Origin of the sequence: Xenorhabdus sp. KK7.4, assembly GCF_963876465.1 — a bacterium.
In the GTDB taxonomy this organism is placed as follows: domain Bacteria; phylum Pseudomonadota; class Gammaproteobacteria; order Enterobacterales; family Enterobacteriaceae; genus Xenorhabdus; species Xenorhabdus stockiae.
On record NZ_CAWNQF010000092.1, the window covers coordinates 1 to 18148 of the forward strand.

General features: G+C 47.7%; 19 protein-coding genes. 10 read left to right on the forward strand and 9 right to left on the reverse strand.

Annotated elements, in window-relative coordinates; translation table 11 throughout:
• Window positions 1-380 precede the first annotated feature (380 nt).
• From AACS90_RS16665 to AACS90_RS16705, 9 genes are all read right to left on the reverse strand, one after another.
• A complete protein-coding gene (locus AACS90_RS16665) occupies window positions 381-653 on the reverse strand; it encodes a helix-turn-helix domain-containing protein (protein ID WP_099123349.1) in 273 nt (90 codons plus the stop codon).
• 1166 nt (window positions 654-1819) lie between these two features.
• Entirely contained in the window at window positions 1820-2209 is a 390-nt protein-coding gene (locus AACS90_RS16670) for a hypothetical protein (RefSeq protein ID WP_153043695.1), read from the reverse strand.
• Complete coding sequence (locus AACS90_RS16675) at window positions 2181-2984, reverse strand: N-acetylmuramoyl-L-alanine amidase (RefSeq protein ID WP_099123351.1); 804 nt, start codon at window positions 2982-2984, stop codon at window positions 2181-2183. Before AACS90_RS16675 ends, AACS90_RS16670 begins: the two co-directional genes overlap by 29 nt.
• Before the next feature lie 116 nt (window positions 2985-3100).
• Complete coding sequence (locus AACS90_RS16680) at window positions 3101-3370, reverse strand: PAAR domain-containing protein (RefSeq protein ID WP_099123352.1); 270 nt, start codon at window positions 3368-3370, stop codon at window positions 3101-3103.
• 43 nt (window positions 3371-3413) lie between these two features.
• Window positions 3414-4223: a DUF4123 domain-containing protein gene (locus AACS90_RS16685; RefSeq protein ID WP_099123353.1), complete on the reverse strand. Its 810-nt coding sequence runs from the start codon at window positions 4221-4223 to the stop codon at window positions 3414-3416.
• Window positions 4220-6232, reverse strand: coding sequence for a type VI secretion system Vgr family protein (tssI, locus tag AACS90_RS16690; RefSeq protein WP_241538313.1), 2013 nt, complete (start codon window positions 6230-6232; stop codon window positions 4220-4222). The genes AACS90_RS16685 and tssI overlap by 4 nt, the downstream gene beginning before the upstream one ends.
• A 537-nt stretch (window positions 6233-6769) precedes the next feature.
• Window positions 6770-8758 (reverse strand): AAA family ATPase, encoded by a 1989-nt coding sequence (locus AACS90_RS16695; RefSeq protein ID WP_241538314.1) that lies wholly within the window; start codon window positions 8756-8758, stop codon window positions 6770-6772.
• A 214-nt stretch (window positions 8759-8972) separates the two neighbouring features.
• Window positions 8973-9179, reverse strand: a complete 207-nt coding sequence (locus tag AACS90_RS16700; RefSeq protein WP_099123355.1) for a helix-turn-helix transcriptional regulator — start codon at window positions 9177-9179, stop codon at window positions 8973-8975.
• Between the two features lie 139 nt (window positions 9180-9318).
• Window positions 9319-10593, reverse strand: coding sequence for a tyrosine-type recombinase/integrase (locus AACS90_RS16705; protein WP_099123356.1), 1275 nt, complete (start codon window positions 10591-10593; stop codon window positions 9319-9321).
• A 98-nt stretch (window positions 10594-10691) separates the two neighbouring features.
• Here AACS90_RS16705 and AACS90_RS16710 point away from each other — a divergent pair, with 98 nt between their 5' ends.
• The 10 genes from AACS90_RS16710 to AACS90_RS16755 all read left to right on the forward strand — a co-directional run.
• A complete protein-coding gene (locus AACS90_RS16710) occupies window positions 10692-10829 on the forward strand; it encodes a hypothetical protein (protein ID WP_193757282.1) in 138 nt (45 codons plus the stop codon).
• Between the two features lie 50 nt (window positions 10830-10879).
• A complete protein-coding gene (locus AACS90_RS16715; protein WP_099123358.1) occupies window positions 10880-11767 on the forward strand; it encodes a ParA family protein in 888 nt (295 codons plus the stop codon).
• Window positions 11764-12156 carry a hypothetical protein gene (locus tag AACS90_RS16720; RefSeq protein WP_099123359.1) on the forward strand — a complete coding sequence of 131 codons (393 nt, stop codon included), beginning with the start codon at window positions 11764-11766 and terminating at the stop codon, window positions 12154-12156. The genes AACS90_RS16715 and AACS90_RS16720 overlap by 4 nt, the downstream gene beginning before the upstream one ends.
• Window positions 12143-13504 (forward strand): SPI-7-type island replicative DNA helicase, encoded by a 1362-nt coding sequence (dnaB-PI, locus tag AACS90_RS16725; RefSeq protein ID WP_371635689.1) that lies wholly within the window; start codon window positions 12143-12145, stop codon window positions 13502-13504. Before AACS90_RS16720 ends, dnaB-PI begins: the two co-directional genes overlap by 14 nt.
• 3 nt (window positions 13505-13507) lie before the next feature.
• Window positions 13508-15094: a ParB family protein gene (locus AACS90_RS16730; protein ID WP_099123361.1), complete on the forward strand. Its 1587-nt coding sequence runs from the start codon at window positions 13508-13510 to the stop codon at window positions 15092-15094.
• A 74-nt stretch (window positions 15095-15168) separates the two neighbouring features.
• Window positions 15169-15744, forward strand: a complete 576-nt coding sequence (locus AACS90_RS16735; protein ID WP_099123362.1) for a DUF2857 domain-containing protein — start codon at window positions 15169-15171, stop codon at window positions 15742-15744.
• A 35-nt stretch (window positions 15745-15779) separates the two neighbouring features.
• On the forward strand, window positions 15780-16034 hold the full coding sequence (locus AACS90_RS16740) for a ParE family toxin-like protein (protein WP_099123363.1): 255 nt from the start codon (window positions 15780-15782) through the stop codon (window positions 16032-16034).
• A gap of 108 nt (window positions 16035-16142) precedes the next feature.
• A complete protein-coding gene (locus AACS90_RS16745; protein ID WP_099123364.1) occupies window positions 16143-17366 on the forward strand; it encodes an STY4528 family pathogenicity island replication protein in 1224 nt (407 codons plus the stop codon).
• Entirely contained in the window at window positions 17350-17625 is a 276-nt protein-coding gene (locus AACS90_RS16750) for a hypothetical protein (protein ID WP_099123365.1), read from the forward strand. The genes AACS90_RS16745 and AACS90_RS16750 overlap by 17 nt, the downstream gene beginning before the upstream one ends.
• 233 nt (window positions 17626-17858) lie before the next feature.
• A partial coding sequence (locus AACS90_RS16755; RefSeq protein ID WP_153043696.1) for an AcaB family transcriptional regulator occupies window positions 17859-18148 on the forward strand: 290 nt, incomplete at its 3' end.

Genomic DNA, 18148 nt, shown 5'->3' on the forward strand with positions numbered 1-18148 from the left:
GCGAACAATTGTTTAACATCTTCTTAACAGCCCTAAATTTTAACTTATTTGTTAATTACCTGATAGTATTCAACAAATTAGCTTTAAAATCGTGGTGCCGGAGGCGGAATCGAAAAACATTATAACTTGTTGAATAATCAAAGTCTATAACCTTACCTTCCTTTTATGCCCCTTTTAATGCCCCTAAGTTTTCTTGCTTGCTTTTTATTATATATGTTGCTGATTTTTAATATTTGTATTACTAATTGTGCGCTTTTAAATCATCTTAAAGCAAAAAAGCCGTGAGGGTTAAAAATGGTCAAATTGGGCTGCCATTTTATGCTCAGGGCTTAAGATAAAAAATGTTCATTTTTAAGACATCGATCACAAATTACAGCGGGTTATTCCTGTGGTTTAGCGCGGACTTTTCTTTCTAATAATTCTCCGGTATGAGAATCGAAATAACGGCTGGGCCAGATCTCTGAGGGATGGATGCCAAGGTAATTTGCGATAATCCATTCGCCTTTCGGCCACGGTCTGCTGAATGCATTTGCTAATGTTGATGAACTGAGTCCTGCTTCGCGGGAAACCGCCGCTAAGGTTGTTCCACGTTTACGTAATGCTGCGATGATATCGGCCTGATGCCAGTCATTTTGAATATTGTTGTTATTCATTCCTGCTACCCCTTTCCATTAATTACTATTGATGGTGGCGATTCAGACAGGGTTAGCAGACCGGCGCTTACTCCGGCGAGACGTGAGTCTCCCCTGCCTGAACCGCCATAGAAAAGGCGTATGCAGGCACACTGGTAAAGATTCTTACCAGTGTATAAGCGCACAAGGCTGCTAAACCTTGACCAATGGATTGTGCCAATGGCGGGAATACTTTAACTGATTGTTTTAGCTTACTCAATAACTGAACGGCTAAGTGTAACGGCTATAACTCCTCTCAGAGCGCATAAACTCAGGGGATAATACGGACGACTAATCAATCTTTATTGTTTGTTCTCGTTCGTGCTCGCTTCGCTATCCGTATTTCCCCTGTGATTTTCAGACTAACTTTACTCATGTAGAAACATTTTCCCTGCGTGTCGGTTAGGTTCACCATTCCGTGGTGCGTCAGATAATGTGTAGCAGGGCGAGGATTATGTTGAGTTTTTGCAGGAGTTCGCTACGTGCTCTGCACGGCGGTGGAGTACTCCCCGTTCAGTGCCTGATTCAATCAGGATGAACGCCTCATTATTCGTGACGTGTGATATCTCCTTTCTTTACTGCATCGGCCTGTTGCAAGGCGGTGAGTGAAAAACAAACGAAATAAGTGAATTAAGGCAGAAAAATGCCAATGAAAAGTGGTGACACTGAGTAATACGGGGTTCAAATCGGTCATAAAGCCAGACCGGACGTGTTTTGGACGTTGACCGCCCGGCGGCGTCACTTGGTAATCGCTACGCTTTAACACAAGTGACGCCGCGCAATTTTCGGGACGTTTATCCTGCGTTAATCAAAGCATAGGTAAAAATCGTACAGAACACATTGTGATTGTGGCAGGGACTATTGCTCTGCATGAATGATAAGCCGGTGCATAACAAGACCGGGAGACTTTCACCGCCAGACGATAGGTTAGGTGTCTGACGATATCTGCTTCCAAAAGTGTGCAGATGTACCGCAATGCTTGCTCTCCCTTTCAGGCTACGGGAGTTTTTTTATTGTCGCTAAAAAGCGATTTAAACAAGTTTAGATTAACTGATTTTTTTAGTTGGGGCAATGAAGGCTGTCATTTGAGATAATATTAGAGATGGTCAAGATTAAAAAATAGCTTAAAGTTTGACCATCTGTTATTATTATAGATTCGTGTCATCAAAAGGAAAAAGAAAGAAAGGATCACATTCTTTCGAGTTACAACCTAGATAAATAGTATCATTGTTCTTTTTAAGAATGGTTATACCTCCTCCATTTATATAAAAATTCCATATTTCGCCATTTAAACTAACCTTCCCTTCCATATCACATGGCGCATAATCAAATTCACGGTGTGGATTATACTCATATTTATTACTTATCTTAAAGATTTTATAAATATCATCTGTATTCAAATTCCATTTTCTACATGCTTCTATAGTTCCCACACCATTGCTTTGAGATAGTTTTAATCCAATTAAATCAATTAGCTCTATTTTATCACTTATTGAGTGAGAAAAGTGACTAAATGTCATTAAAATAAAGATTAGCACCTTCACCTTTAGTTTTGTAAGCAATCTTGTCATGTTCATATATATCACCATTCTTTAAATTATATTTACATTTTAATAAATTTACTAATTTTTTAATTGACTCTTTTTGCTGTTCAGTTGCCTCTTGATAATAAGGTTCCCCATTTTTTGGTTTCTCATATTTGGCAACAACTTCAATTCCTATACTATCACTACTTGTAGGATACCTATCAGGGTACGATTTTAATCTTTCATAAGCAGTAATTTTCGATGGTTTCCAACCCCAACTGATTATTTTTTTTCTTTCTGCATCATTTTTGCAAACCCCTTCCTCTTTGCATTTTGATTTTATCTTACCTACATGCTCTGTAATTTTGTTTAAACTAGCTGTTTGTTTTATTGTGCCATCCTTGTCTACAATAAAATGCGTTCCCAATTTTATTGTTCTGAATGATGCTATTGCTGATGACATAGTATAACTATCAGTTCTATGCAGAACAATTGCATTTACTGTCTTTATATTACCTTTCTCTAAAGCAGTAACATGATCTTGAATTATATCAGTATTTTTAAAAAAACCATCCTCATTAACATATGGGATCTGATTTAATACATGTTTAATAAAATCATCTCTCGCTTCTGGAGGTGGGCATGTCGCACAGGCTTTACCAGCACTCCATGTGTTATTTTCATCATGTTTAGATAATTCTTTTATTAACTCCTCTTTTTTGTTAAAGCAGATATTGTTATTAAGTGCTAATAACATCGTTTTTTCCTTTTCGTTGATAGGTTTCATTTAGTCTTCCTTTTGACTATAAATTAACAGAATTTAAGCAATAAATGCTGGTTAAATATAGTTCATAAACTGTGTTCTTTTCTTGTATGAACCAAAAAGTGTATTTATATGTGCTTTCAGCCAATATTTACACTGCCTCCACCAATAACAACACCGCCACAATCAATAGCATCTCCTGTTCTAGCAGCAGGTTTTCCTTCAATAAATACAGAGCCAGAACCCCCTTCTATTGTTCGTGAATGTGATGAGTGTGATTCTAAAGTATCTCCCTGTCTGGCTAAATATAAACCATCTACTTTCACACTGCTGGCACCAGTAATAACAGGTGTTGCTGGGCAATCACCATGCTTTGTGCCTATATCTCCGATTCTGACGGCATTTCCCATACTGTTTCTCTCCCGAATTAATTTCAATATACAGATAGATTTATTAAATATTAAGAATAAATTTCTTAGCTCTATACCAGCCGGGAGTCTCATCATCAGAAAGTCTGGTTAAAATGGATTTATCAAACTCATCAATATCGAAATTATCTTCTCTGACCACCTTCTTAAGAATTTCCTCTATAGAACGCATGTCTGTTATTTTCTCAGAAATAAGATAATCATAGAAAAAAGCTAAAAATGGTAATGAATTATTGATACTGATACTTTTTCTTAGATTTGCTAATTCAGATAGCAAAATGGAGTCAAGTTTTTGTAAATATTTTTCTTTTTGCTTCATTTCAATTAATGTGTATTGCTCTTCATTGATTTTGAAAATTTTATATTTCCCTTTGGCGTTAGCAGGAAAAGGTTCTCTGACTTTTACAAAGTTATCCGTGTGTTCTTCTTCAAGGTAAAGTGTTGTTATCCGTGTGATTGGTCCCAAAAAACAATGCACTTCCCAATCACTCAATACCCCCAGAAAATCCCAGATATTGCGGGGATCATAAAAACGGAAAAAGACCGGTTTTTCCTGTTGGGGAAGCAGAACTTGCAGGTATTTTCGTAAATGCTGGCGCACGGTCTTCATATCTGCTGCACTGTGGACGAAAATTCCCCACGGGGTTTTGCGGCATTCCAGCCAGATTTTGACCTCTTCCGTGACCTGTACCAGATAAGGGGCGATTTCCACCAATTCTGGCTGAAGAGGCTCACCATAAAGACAGGCGGAAGGCGGGTCATAACGTTCCAGCATCAAAAACAGATCAGATTCCGCCGCACCATCAATAATGGCGTAGAGTTTTTCCTGACTCATTCGGGCTTCTCCTTTTCTTTCATTGGGCAGTGGGCGACAAACATAGAGCCTTCGCTTGCTGCGGCCAGCAGGATGGTGGGGTTAGCGGGTGCCAGTAAATCGCCGGGGCTGCCACCGGAGTTCAGGTTAATCGCCGCACCTTTGATATCAATCCCGCCTGCGTGAAGCACAACAAAGTTTCCACCGACATTTAATGTGATTTTGCTGCCACTTTGCAGGGTGATATCGCCCTGTGCATCCACACTGACTATCCCTTGAATTTTTTCAGCCCGATCGCCTTTGAGCTGTAACGAACGGTCGCCGTCAATCTGCTCAATATAATTTCCTGTGGTTTTATGATCCTGTTGACCTTCTACGGTCACCTTGCGGTTATTGGCTATCACCAGTTCATCATCATGGCCAATGCTGGTTGTGCGGTCATAGTTAATGCGTTCCCCGCGTGAATTGCGCACCTGAATGGCGAGGTTTTTCTGAGCATGAATAAAGACCTCTTCGCGATCTTTTTCATCTTCAAAGCGTAATTCGTTAAATCCTTCACCTTTATGGGTTTTCGAGCGGATCGACATCTGGGTTTTTGCCATTGGCAGGCGGTTTGGTGGGATATTGTTGGCATGGTAGGCTCGTCCGACAATAATTGGTTGATCGGGGTCGCCGTGGACAAAATCCACCAAAACTTCGTGCCCAATACGTGGAATGGCAATCATACCCATTAATTGCCCTGCCCACGCCTGACTGACCCGTACCCAGCAAGAACTACGGTCACTAAAGTCACCGTATCTATCCCAGTCAAACTGAATACGAACGCGCCCGTGTTCGTCACAGAAAATTTCTTCGCCTTCTGGCCCAACAACCGTGGCAATATGCGGCCCTTCCATTTGGGGTTTCGGATAGGGAGAAGGTCGGTAAGAGTTTTTTCGAGTGGTAAAGGTAAAGTGATTGGACAGCCATGTACCGCTACCACCTGATTGCATTTCATCGGCTTGTGGCTGTTGACCTGAATGGGTTATCTGAATTAACTGCCATTGGTCATTAAAAACCTCTCTGGGGTGATCCATCAGGTTAAATAACTGCCCCGGCCACATGGCAAAACAGTCACCCTGACCGTTACCAAGCTGAGTGTCCCGGCGCAGGTATTCCAGACGATATTGGCTTGCCCGTTGTCCCAGATCGTCATCTTTATAGCGGCTGGGAAAATCATAATAATGGTAGCTGTTCAGTATTCGCTGATTATCAAGATTGCGCCCTTCATACCAGAATTCCCGGTTCCAGCGAGGGTTTTTAAAAGTCCTGTCTTTGGTCGTGATATTAGCCACACCAACGCGCTCTGACCAGCTAAATTGGCGGATACAGGTTGTTTCGCCAGTCACATCACTTTCTGGGCGATAAGGGACGGTAACCACCTGATTAAGAGACAGGCAGGAATCGTGAAACACAATGCGTTGCTCGTGCTGCTCCTGATCGAATGTGAAATAGTAAAAAATGCCCTCATCAGCCAGTAAACGCTGGATAAAAGCCAAATCGCTTTCATCGTACTGAACACAGAACTCTCTCGGAGGGTGTTTGTAACCAAGTGCAAAGAAAAAGTTTCGTACCCCATTTTCTCTGAGCAGGATTTCCACAATATCCACAACAGACTGATTTTGGAAAATCCGGCTATTGACCCGCAAGGATGCGCGCCATAATGGAGGTTGAAGAGTGATATGGTAGTGGCTTTGATGACGCCCGGTTGATTGCAGTGAAAAATGCGTTACCATGCCCGTGACTTGCCGTTCAATTCGCCCGTTACGATGAGCAGCAAAAGCGGCGCTACTGTCGAGGACATCGGCAAAGTCAATCTCCGGAGTTTTGCAGGTCAATGTGGCTTCCAGCCGAAAAGGAGTTGATAGCGCTTCATTCAGAGAAAAATCGACAACAGCGAAAGTTTGTTCAGGTAAATTTTCCGTAATCAGTGTATATACTAAACCTGAGCGATCAAGTAGTTGGCTGGTTTTATCCATTACCCTGCTCATTTGTATTCTCCATAATCTTTTGGTGTATCAATCCTTAGTGACTATCTGAATAGTAAGAGTAATTTAACAATAAAATTACCATTGCACATTTTTGGTACAATGAGGAGCAGGATATAATAGAATTATTTATACATACAATCACGAATAAAAGAACATCAGAAAAATTGTCATTAACGTCTCTTCTTAAATGAAATCAGCTTATTACGTCATCTCAATTTCACGTAATACAACGAATTAAATCCACACTGACGCGCTGCGCTTGTCTTCTCCATGTTACCGAGCTAATACATTAACCCGGTAACATGGAGAGCCGAAAAACACCTGCCAGAAAAAATAGTTCCTCACCTGCACCTCATTTTGCTCCTCACTTTTTATTTTCCTCACTGCGAAAATAGGTGAGGAATCGATAGTCTTTTATCCTTAAAAATCAATGTTTTTTGTGCTCCTCACTTTTTCCGTATATAGGCGAGAAAAGTGAGGAATACGGTGAGCAGTAAAATCCCGTTCCTCACCGTTCCTCACTTTCTGACTCACTTTTTAATCTTTATTGTTCTGGTTAATAATTGTGAGTTCCTGCCCGTAGCGGGTAATCATCCCGGCCTGTTCTAACTTGGTTAACCAACGGCTGAAATTCTTCACATTCACGCCCATCGATTTTAAATCATCACGCACAAGGGTAATGCTGCAAGGCTCTTTCAGGGCAGTGCGCGAGCGGATACACTGCCACAAGGCTGTGTGGTTATCAGTTTTATTGGCGACATGCTCGATGTCTTCCTCTTCAGCCGGATCGCGTGGCCTGTCAATCAGCGCCAGTGACGTAATCTCTTCACCGTCTTTATCAGTAAAAAGTTCAACTACACGCATATCATAGGCTTTGGTGTCCGGCTCTTCGGCATCTTTCATTTTGGTGCAGGTGATAACCAGCGATCCGCCTTTTTTCCCTTCCTGGCTGATTTTGTATTCAACATCCAACGCGGCACGGAGGGAGCTGGAACCTCTCGCACCTTTGCTTTCGTCTTTGCCGGAGTGGTGAACAACAAGAATGCTTGCCCCTGTTTTGGCTTTCAGTTCATCACAGCCCCGGACAAATGCGCCCATATCTTTGGAATCATTTTCATCCGCGCCACCAAAACAGCGGGCTAACGTATCCAGAATAATCAGGCGCACCGGCTGACCTGTTTCAGCTTCAACCTGCCGGGCGGCAATCACCAGCTCATGTACTTCGGCAGGCGAGGCCGGAAAAACGGGAGTGTTGATCAGGTACATATTTTCAACCGTCTGGCCGTTGACGATTTCCCATGCTTTGATGCGCCGGGGCACACCAATGCCGCCTTCACCGACCACGTACAGTACGGCACCCTGAGCAACCTGTTTTCCTGCCCATGCCTTACCTGTGGCAATATGACAACCCCACGCTCCCGCCAGAAAACTTTTGTATGATCCGCTCGCCCCGTAAATGCTGCACAGGGAATGCGCCGGAATAATGCCCTTAACCACGTAGTCTAACTGAGCATCAAAGCCCTCAGAGCCAACTGACAGGGGTAATTTTGTTTTACGATTTGGATAGAGGCTTTCAACATTGTCATAACGACGGGTTTCTATTGCATCGCTACTTATCGGTTCCCTCACCGGATATAACGCCTGACTGAATGCCTGTCGGGCTGCCTCAATGCCGTGTTGCTGGCGATAATCGTCCCAGTCGGCTTTATGTTCTGTCGGTGGTAACGTAACCCAGCCATTCACCGTCAGCGCTGCTTTCTCTGCTGAGATCCTGCCGATATTTACTTTGGGTTTGCCGTGTTTGTCCAGTTCGCCGGGGCTATGCCAGTCATTATCTGCGGCAATAATGATTTTTACGTCCGGCCAGCGTTCCCGAACAGCGTTGGCAACAGAAAATAAATTGCCGGCATCCAGTGCCGCCAGAACGCTGCCTTGATATAACTGGTTAACGGTCAGGGCTGTGGCGTAACCTTCGGTAATGATAACAGTGTCGGGGGGCACTTCCAGCGCTGATGCGGCAATAAACGCGCCTTTCTTCTGGCTGCCGGACAGTAATTTTTTCTCGCCATTGGGTTTGATAATCTGCGCCCCTGTGACTTTTTTATCCAGTATTGTCAGTGCCAACACTGTCGAATTATCAGGTAACAACCGTTGATTAGAGCAATGCAGTCCTTTTGCAGTTAAATAAGGCGATTGCCCGGCGATAGTCTGCGCCATCAGAGTAGCCACTCTTTCGGCAATGGGTTGTGTGGGATAAGTGATTTCTCTGGCGGGCAAAGGCAATGCCAGCACATCCGCGACAACTTTGGCTGCTTCTGTAATTGTGATCCCATTGGTTTTTGCGACTAAATCCAGTCCATCGCCATAGTTCGGGGCATCACACTGGCGGCAGTGCCAGTTGCCGTGATGATGGTCGTCGATAAAGTGAAAGCGGTCAGTGCCGCCACAAACCGGACAGGAACCATGTTTACCTTTTGCCGGAACAGTGATACCACAAGCAGGTAGCAGGTTTTGCCATGAGTACATCGCCGAAGTTTTGACGGTTTGGATAAGATCAAGCGGTTTTGGATTGCCCGCTGTTTTTTGAACTGTAAATTCAGGGCGAGTTTGGGTATGCTGTGTATCAGCCATCGTCGTTACCTCTCATAAACGGTTATTGGTGAAACGCCTCGCAGTGTTGGTCGCACTTCGGGGCGTTGTGTTTTTATGTTACGTGTCTTATGTCATCGTCTTTTCTGTGTTATGCCGCCCGCGATTCTGTGATACGTTGTGCGATCCAGTCATCAATTTCTGCTTCAATAAAAGCCACGGAACGCGGACCAATTTTGACCTGTTTCGGGAATTCTCCATCGCTAATCAGTTTGTAGATCCACGCTTTGCTGTAACCCGTCCTGCGTTGCACTTCCGGCAAACGAATCAAACTTGTTTTTAATGCTGCCATTGTCATATTCATTCTCCTGTTACCGAGTCCCTGAGCGCTCACCGTGGACGTTATCTGATGACAGGCGGATTATTTAAAAAACAAGACTTAATGAACAGCGTTAATTGTTTTTCTCCCGATGAAAATTAACGGGGTGCAAATCGTACTATCGATTTTTCCTGTCGCGCAGTGGTTTGGCAAAGTCATACGGTGTAATGGATTTTTCCCTGTTCGCATCCAGATCATCCGCCCACCATTGCACCATCAGCCGCCGTTCGTCCAGATGTTTGGAGGTGTGAATATACGCCGCTCTAACGTTGTTGCGTTCGATATGGCTTAACTGGCGCTCGATGGCGTCATCGCTCCAGAGGCCGGATTCCCCCATTGCACCACGCGCCATTGTGCGGAAACCATGCCCGCAGACTTCGGTTTGGGTGTCGTAGCCCATTGCTCGTAACGCCTTGTTAACCGTGTTTTCGCTCATGACTTTCGCGGAATTATGATCGCTGGGGAACATCACTTCGCAGTTGCCGCTCAGTTCCTGCAACGTGTTGATAAGCCGGACAGCCTGACGGCTTAACGGCACGATGTGATCGGTTTTCATTTTCATGCCGCGCTCAGAAAAGCGAACGCCTTTAATAGGTTGTCTTGTGGCGGGAATTTTCCACACCGCATTTTCAAGGTCGATTTCCTGCCAGCGGGCGAATCGTAGCTCACTAGAGCGGACACATGTCAGCAGTGTCAGTCCTACCGCGATTTTGGTCAGCAAGCGCCCGCGATAAACAGACAATCGGCTCAGGAAATCCGGTAAATCTTCATGAGGCAGGGCAGGGTGATGGCGTGATTTTACGGTGGAAAGTGCGCCAGCCATATCACTGGCGGGGCTGGATTCGAGGATATCATTCTGGACGGCATAGCGCATGATAGCGGTAACACGTTGTTGCAATCGCTGGGCGATATTGTGTTTACCTGCATCATCAATCATTTTGATGGGGGCTAAAAGCTGGCTGGTTCTTAGCGTGGTAATGTTGAGCTTGCCAATCTGCGGGAAAATGTACTGTTCAAGGCTGCGCAGCACGGTTTGGCTATGTCTGTCACTCCAGCGTTTGTTACTGGCGTGCCATTCACGGGCGATATGTTCAAAGGTATGTGTGACTTTCGATGGCGAGGCAGTGCCTTTTTTCTCGGCTTTGGGATCGATGCCCTGTGCCATCAGCTTTTTGGCTTCATCCCGTCTGGCGCGGGCATCGGCTAACGATACTGCCGGATAAACACCAAATGCCAGACGATCTTCTTTCTTATCGGTCGGGCGGTAATACTTCATCCGCCAGTATTTTGAACCGCGTGACGAGACTTCTAAATAAAGGCCCCCGCCATCGGCGAGTTTGTAGGTTTTTTCTTTGGGCTTTGCAGTTTCGATTTGTCGTGCGTTTAGTTTCATTATTAAGGGCATTCCTTTAATCGAACGGTAAATGCCCCGAATTATGCCCTTCGCTGCATCTTGATTGCAACAGACGAAACTGGACGTAGAAATAGGAAATGGTATTGATTTTGCAGGACTTGCTAAGAATTGTTTTACTGGGCTGGACTTCACTGGAAGTTGAAGTGGTGCCCGGAGGCGGAATCGAACCACCGACACGGGGATTTTCAATCCCCTCCAAAGTTAAGAAAATGTAACCAGTTGATTTTTGCATTGGTTTGTACGCTCAAACTACTGAGTGTACAACATGAAAATACTTCCGATAATTTCCCCCAAAGGTGGCGAAGGTAAATCCACCCATGCTGCAAATCTGGCCGGATTTTTTGCTGATGCCGGTCTACAGACTCTCCTGATTGACGCTGATTACTCACAACCCACATCCAGTAGTATTTTTAATCTGGTTTATGAAGCGCCAGCCGGGTTGTATGAATTGTTGATGCAGACGGTGGATCTGAGTCAGGCAGACACGATCATTTCCCGCTCGGCGATCGGCAATCTCGATATTATCGTTTCCAACGATCCCGATGAACTCCTGCCAACCGCGATGCTGCATGCCCCGGATGGACGACTGCGTTTGCGCAATATCCTGCAACATCCGCGCTTTCATCAATATGACGTCATTATCATAGACTCTAAAGGTGCGACCGGGGTGATGACGGAACTGGTGGTACTGACTGCAACTCAGTGTGTGCTGGGTATAATTAAACCTATCCTGCCGGATGTCCGTGAGTTTCTGCGCGGCACGTTGCGAATGCTGACCCGACTGCAATCCTTTGAGAATTACGGTATTCAGCTGCCGCTGATCCAGATACTGGCCAATGGCATTGAAGGCACCAATCTGGACAGAGATACGCTCAATGAGCTGACCGATATTATCGAACAGCAACGTTACGATACGTCAGCGTTGAGTGGAAGACAGGTTTACCAGCTACTGCGCACCCGTATTGATCTGCTGGATATCTACAAACTGGGGCATGTTCGTGCTCAGCCCGTTCATCGTCTGGAATACAAAACCACCCGCAAAAGCCCGGCGGCGGCGCAAACCATGCACCGTCTTGCCTGTGAGTTGTTCCCCGAATGGGCCGCCAGGTTTGATGCGGTCCTGGTCAGCCAGCCGACGGGAGGCGCAAAATGAATGTTATCTGGCGAGCTGTCTGTTTTTGTTATGACAATGCCGAACTGCCGTTCACGGATACGCAGGATGAGTGGTTTGTGTTTATCGATGCACCGGATCGTCAAGCGGCGCAGGCAAAGTTTCAGGCATTATTACCGGCTATCTGGGGTGTTTCATCTGACCTCGTTGAGCATTTCAGTCCCCGTAGTGAAGAAGAATTATGTGCGCAGTCACTGATGCCGGGGACACCGGATGATGTGGCTTTGCTGGAATGCGGTTGGGCACAGGATAAACCGCAGTATTTAACCGCCAGCGAAGTGCTGTTCTGGGTGGCTTCCCCTCAACTGCAACAGCGGTTAATCGCGGCGCTGAATACTGTCAGCAGGGAGGCTGGTGATGCACAGGCATGATTTTTTACAAGCCGCGAATGAAGTACAACCCAGCAATGGTTACGCTGAAATGGCCGTGATTGGCGGGTTGATACTGGATAATGATCGCTGGGATGACCTTGTCCAGCTACTCACCCCGGACGATTTTTTCTTTCCGGCACACCGGATACTGTTTCAGGCGATAGTTGAACTGACAGAAAAAAATACCCCGTATGATTTGCTCACCCTGACGGATTTACTGACCCATCAGGGGCGTCTGGACAACGTGGGGGGCTTTGCCTATGTGGCCGAAGTGTGTCAAAACACACCCAGTGCCGCCAATATTGTGGAATACGCCCGCATGGTGGCCGAAAAAAGCCAGTTGCGTCAGTTACTGGCACTGGGCAACGCCCTCAGCACGGAGGTTTTTCAGCCCCATGTTCAGGCCGCTGCGCTGGCCGAACAGGCCGAAAGTCAGTTGTTCCGTCTGGCTGAAAAAGGGGCGACCCGACAACAGCAGGAGGTCACCCTGTTGCAGGGCGCCGAGGCACTGATTTCTCATCTGGAGCGCATTCAGGGCAGTAACGGGATCACCGGCACCCCGACCGGGTTTCAGGTGCTGGATGAAATGACCTGTGGCTTACAGGCTGGTGACCTGATCCTGCTGGCCGCGCGTCCTTCGATGGGCAAAACCGCACTGGGGCTGGCCTGTTGCCTTGGTGCCCTGCGACAGCGGGACGAGGCGGTGGTGCAGATTTTCAGTCTGGAAATGCCGACGGCCCAACTGATGCTGCGCCTCTCTTCAATGGAAGGCGGCGTGGCTTTAAGTGCCCTGCGCAACGGGATACTGGATGACGAGCAGTGGGGACGTATCAGCCAGAGTCTGGAACAGTTCAGCCAGTGGGATCAGCGCCTGATTATCGATGATTGCAGCCACCAGACGCCTGCATTACTGCGTGCCCGCGCCCGCCGTTATACCCGTAAATACGGTAAACCTGCCCTGATTATGGTGGATTACCTCCAGCTGATGTGTGCGCCCGGACAGGAAAACCGCACACAGGAAATTGCCGATATCTCCCGCAGCCTGAAAGCGTTAGGCAAAGAACTGGATTGCCCGGTACTGGCGCTGTCCCAGCTTAACCGACAAGTCGAAAACCGCCCTGATAAACGCCCCAATAATGGGGATCTGCGTGATTCCGGTTCGCTGGAGCAGGATGCCGATTTGATATTGCACCTTTACCGCGACGAAGTCTATCACGAGAACACGCCGGATGCGGGTATTGCCGAAATCATTATCGGCAAGCAGCGACAGGGACCGACAGGCACGGTGCGTGTGCGGTTTGAGGCGCAATATACCCGTTTTTCGGATGTCGATAACAGCGGGAGGTAACGGATGGGACGTAATACGCAGAATTTAGGCCATGCCTTGTTACAGCAGGGGCGGCAGGCCGTCGCCACACTCAATGACAGCCCGCCGATGGCAGAAATGCCGATGGTCCTGACATTAGATCAGCTACGCCCCAATCCGGATAACCCCCGGACCAGCCGCAATCCGCGCTATGACGATATCAAAGCGTCAATCAAAGCCCGTGGATTGGATACGGTGCCGAAAGTCACCCGCGATCCGGAGGGCGATGAGGTTTATATCTTCAGTGATGGCGGGAATACGCGCTATCAAATACTGTCTGAGCTGTGGCAGGAAACCGGTGATGAGCGGTTTTACCGGGTGCATTGCCTGTTTAAACCGTGGCCGGGACGGTTGCAGTGTGTGATCGGACATCTGGCGGAAAATGAACTGCGGGGCGATCTGAGTTTTATTGAAAAAGCATTAGGCGTCTGTCAGGCTAGAACCCTGTATGAAGCACAAAAGCAAAAGAAACTCACCCAAAATGAGTTATCGGGGTTGTTGGGTGAAGCGGGCTTTCCTGTCAGCCGCAGTTATATCAGCCGGATGGAAGATACGGTGCAGTACCTGTACCCGTGGATGCCGAACCTACTGAATGCAGGGTTGAGCGTAGGGCAAATCCGGAGATTACTGGCATTACGGCAGGATGCGGAGACGGTCTGGCAGCAGTACATTTTCAGTATCAATCCGGGATCCACGCGGACCTTTGATGAAGTTTTTGGAACCTGTTGTCGTCGGTTTGATGCACTGGAAGCCTGGTCGCCGGACATGTTCAGGGATGAGTTGATTGGCGATTTATTGCAGGCTCTGCCACACCCGCAACTCAATTATGACCGCTGGATACTGGAATTAGATCCGAAAGAAAGTAATCGCAGACAACTCTTTGGCGAACAGGCGACCGCGTTTGAATACAGGCCGGCGGTTTCTGCTGCAACCCATAACGTGGCACCGATTCGAGCGCCAAACCGGGGATCGCACCCGCGGCGCGTTTCTCAGCCCGTCAGCGAGGTAGCACCGGACCCGGAGACGGTACATCCTCCGGAAGAAACGGACTCATCTGTTGCGTTCTCCCGTAAAAATCCGGTGCTCCCGCCTTATCAGCCGAATAACGAGGATAATCCGCCTGAATCACCTCAGCCTGCTCCGAAAGTCGAATGCCTGCACTTTGCTCAAACCGGACTGGAGCCGGTCAGTTCGGTCTGGGACATTCCCCCGATGCAGGACGATATCGAGCATCTGCAAGGGATGGCGTTCCGGCTGGCGTTTGAACTGGCCGAAGTGATGGGCTGTGACAGTGATTTGTTACCGACCTCAGAGGAACACGCAGCCGGCTTTTGTCTGGTCAATGCGCAGGCAGCGCAGGCTTTTTCGCGTTTATTGGTCAGTCTGACCGGAGAAAGCACGACTGATGCCCCGGAATTAACGCTGACTACGGTTCTGTTCGGCACGGTCGGACGGGAGGAAACCCCGTTACTGGATGATACCCAGACGGTGAAGTTTCTGCGTCTTATCCGGGTGATCCGTCGTTTGCGTGAACTTCAGCGCCAGATAGCGCCGGAGATGCTAACGGGGTAACCAGATCGGGGCGCGTGCCTGTTTCCAATGCGTTGTTCAATTTGTTTTGACTGACCTGATAGTGGAGGAAATGTATGCATCATTTATCGCAAGCCACCAACAACCTGCTGTTGCAGTTGGTGATGGATTTGAAAAACGGCTACATCCGCCGTTGTGAGGCGCTGGGGCTGGCCCCCGCTGAAATGCTGATATTGCAGAATCTGACGATTGAAGATCTGCACTATCTGGGCAACAGCCCGGTGTCGGTGCTGACCATCCAGATCCATCACAGTAATCTGGTACGCATCTTACATCAGGCGCGGATTGAGCAGCAGCGGTTACAACGCATTGACCGGGCATTGGAATTAGGCGGCTCTATTGAACTGATGCGGTATTTTTTCGGTTTGTCCAGTCTGGAAATCGCCGCCCGCCGACGTATTTCCGGGGTGACCGTAAAACCGGGACGCAATTCTCCCCTGACAGAAGAGGAGAATCGTGAGTTGTGGCAACGCTGGCAGGCCGCAGCGATTGTCAATGCGGACAGCGCCGAAGGGCTGGATATGATGCTGGAGATGGCCGCGCATCATCAACTCTCGCTGACGGCCGTCTGGCATGCGGTGAAAGACTGGCCGAACAACGAAGCGTCTGAATCGGTCAGAAAACAGGCCTGAAAGCCCTCAATGAAAAATAAACAGAAAAGGAAACGATGTCTGGAAAATTAACGGAAATGATGCCCGGCCTGCATGTCCCTGTCACAACACCGTTGTCACTGCGTCGCAAGGCGCAACATCAGGTGCGGTGTTATCAGCGGGGCGAGCGCAATTACGTCCGGCTGAAAGAAAAAGGCAACGGGTATCTGAAAATCAATGTGGGGTTGTTCTGGCGGTTGTTAAGCCGGGATGACGGACAATCGTGGGAGCTGATGCTCCATGAACGTTACAACAATGAAATTCGTAAATAGTCAGTATTGAAGAGGTGTCATGCTGCATCCTGTTCAACGCAACAGGGTGCAGCCCTGACATTATTTTTACCGATTAAATGGAAAGGCAAAGGCCGGAGATACGGGATCATGATAAACCTGTCAGCAGACAGCATAATTGCCCACACAATTGCCAGGATGAAAATACGTCTGGAGCACCGCGCAGACGATGACGTTTCACAACTTCGCAGTGGTCTGTTGTTTATGGGCAATATTCAGGATGCCTATCCCCGCCGCCTGTTACTGGATGATCGTCTGTCGCCGCTGGATAAAACCGGCTGGATGATGATCCGGTTGTATGCGTTGAATAATGAAGGCGCGGTGTTTCCCAGCTATGACGAATTGCAGGTGTTGCTGGCGTCCCCCTATAAAGGCAAGGCGTCGCGTGAAACGGTCAGCCGGGTATTACTGATGCTGCGAATAACCGGCTGGCTGAGTCTGTGCAAACGTATCCGGGATGAGCATGGGCGGGTGCGGGGCAATATCTATGCGCAACACGATGAACCGCTGACCTACCGTGATGCCGAAATGCTCGACCCGCACTGGCTGGATACCGTGGCGGAAGCCTGTCGCAGCAAAAACCGGACTATCAGCCAGACGGCCCGGGACGTGCTGACTGACATCAAAGAAGATCCGTTGATGCGCCATCGCCACAGTCATCTCCGTTTGCTGGAAGAGCGGCTGAATGCGGTGCAGACACCGCAGCAAAGGGTGATGCGTCAGTCGCTTCAACCAGGCAAACAGCAAACCGAACTCAGGGAGATTAAGCCGGGTTCGGAAACCGAATCCTGTCTTCCAAAGGGGCAGAATACACTGAATTCGGATGCCGAACTCAGTCTGAAATCAACGCGTTATAGTGATTCAGCTAAACCGAACTGTTATGTACGTTCTTTCACACAGAGTGTGAATAAAAAAACATACGTTGATCCGCAATCTGCGGTTTTTCTACCAGAAGGACTTTGCCGACAACTGGAACCGGACGATGTGACAATGCTGACCAGCCAGTTACAGGCGCTGCCCGCTGAACAGGCACAGACTGTACTGAGCTGTCTGGACAAAGCGTTACGGGCCGGAAAAATCGGTAACCCGGTCGGCTGGCTGCTGACGATGATGAAACGGGCACGGGATGGAAAATTATACGGGCAGGCTGAAACGGCGGCTACCACGCCTGCCCCCGGGAAGACATCGGTTGAGTTTACTCAACCTGTTGAGCGGCCTGTATCACCTTCCTCACAAACCCATGTACGCAGTGTCGTGAAAGACATCCGGCAGCGACTGACAAGGGCGAAATACCGTCATGATAATACTGATTAAAAAGCAAATGACTATGCCCGTGGCACACGAGATTAAAAAACAGACTGTTTTGCCCCGTGCAATGAAGACGGAAAATCCGGCTGTGTTATCTGAATCAATAATGATTGAAAATCGTACAAGTGTGCCCATGGCACACAAGATTAAAAAACAGACGGTTTTAACCTGCGCAATGAAGATGGAAAATCCGGCTGTGTTATCTGAATCAATAATGATTGAAAATTATACAAGTGTGCCCATGGCACACAAGATTAAAAAATAAACTGTTTTGACCCGTGTAACGAAGACGGAAACCTGCTGTATCGTCTGAGTCAGTGAGGGTTAAAAATTATCCGGTTGTGCCTATGGCACACAAGACTAAAAAATCATCATTTCTGACAATAAATAACAGCCTTCAATCTTCCCTTTTTCGATAACTGGTTATTCATTGAGTCACCGCCTGTTTTGCCCTGATAGTTTGACTGACTTATCAAGGCTAAACAGGAGTTTTTGTGCATGTCTGATGCAGAAGAAAAAACCGCATCTCAGCCGCGTTTACGTGCCGGTGTCCTAACCTCGTCATTAACGATTGAATTACATACCCACTATGCCATCCGGCTCTGGGCAGGGCGCCGGCGGGAAGAGATCAGCAAGACACATCAGGTAACGGCGATCCTCGGAATGCCGCAGGTGATTAAACGAGCGGCCAACATCAGTGTGGATGCCGCTGCCGATAATCCGTATGCCGATGTCTGGCTGGTGAAGCTGGAGCAGGCGTTGGAAGCCGCATCGGCCAATCTCAGGCA

Coding starts and splice junctions, on each gene's coding strand:
- AACS90_RS16685 (WP_099123353.1), bottom strand. CDS start 4,223: ATGAGTCAGGAAAAACTCTACGCCATTATTGATGGTGCGGCGGAATCT.
- AACS90_RS16730 (WP_099123361.1), top strand. CDS start 13,508: ATGGGACGTAATACGCAGAATTTAGGCCATGCCTTGTTACAGCAGGGG.
- AACS90_RS16680 (WP_099123352.1), bottom strand. CDS start 3,370: ATGGGAAATGCCGTCAGAATCGGAGATATAGGCACAAAGCATGGTGAT.
- dnaB-PI (WP_371635689.1), top strand. CDS start 12,143: ATGCACAGGCATGATTTTTTACAAGCCGCGAATGAAGTACAACCCAGC.
- AACS90_RS16720 (WP_099123359.1), top strand. CDS start 11,764: ATGAATGTTATCTGGCGAGCTGTCTGTTTTTGTTATGACAATGCCGAA.
- AACS90_RS16665 (WP_099123349.1), bottom strand. CDS start 653: ATGAATAACAACAATATTCAAAATGACTGGCATCAGGCCGATATCATC.
- AACS90_RS16740 (WP_099123363.1), top strand. CDS start 15,780: ATGTCTGGAAAATTAACGGAAATGATGCCCGGCCTGCATGTCCCTGTC.
- AACS90_RS16715 (WP_099123358.1), top strand. CDS start 10,880: ATGAAAATACTTCCGATAATTTCCCCCAAAGGTGGCGAAGGTAAATCC.
- tssI (WP_241538313.1), bottom strand. CDS start 6,232: ATGAGCAGGGTAATGGATAAAACCAGCCAACTACTTGATCGCTCAGGT.
- AACS90_RS16735 (WP_099123362.1), top strand. CDS start 15,169: ATGCATCATTTATCGCAAGCCACCAACAACCTGCTGTTGCAGTTGGTG.
- AACS90_RS16745 (WP_099123364.1), top strand. CDS start 16,143: ATGATAAACCTGTCAGCAGACAGCATAATTGCCCACACAATTGCCAGG.
- AACS90_RS16705 (WP_099123356.1), bottom strand. CDS start 10,593: ATGAAACTAAACGCACGACAAATCGAAACTGCAAAGCCCAAAGAAAAA.
- AACS90_RS16675 (WP_099123351.1), bottom strand. CDS start 2,984: ATGAAACCTATCAACGAAAAGGAAAAAACGATGTTATTAGCACTTAAT.
- AACS90_RS16710 (WP_193757282.1), top strand. CDS start 10,692: ATGGTATTGATTTTGCAGGACTTGCTAAGAATTGTTTTACTGGGCTGG.
- AACS90_RS16695 (WP_241538314.1), bottom strand. CDS start 8,758: ATGTACTCATGGCAAAACCTGCTACCTGCTTGTGGTATCACTGTTCCG.
- AACS90_RS16700 (WP_099123355.1), bottom strand. CDS start 9,179: ATGACAATGGCAGCATTAAAAACAAGTTTGATTCGTTTGCCGGAAGTG.
- AACS90_RS16750 (WP_099123365.1), top strand. CDS start 17,350: ATGATAATACTGATTAAAAAGCAAATGACTATGCCCGTGGCACACGAG.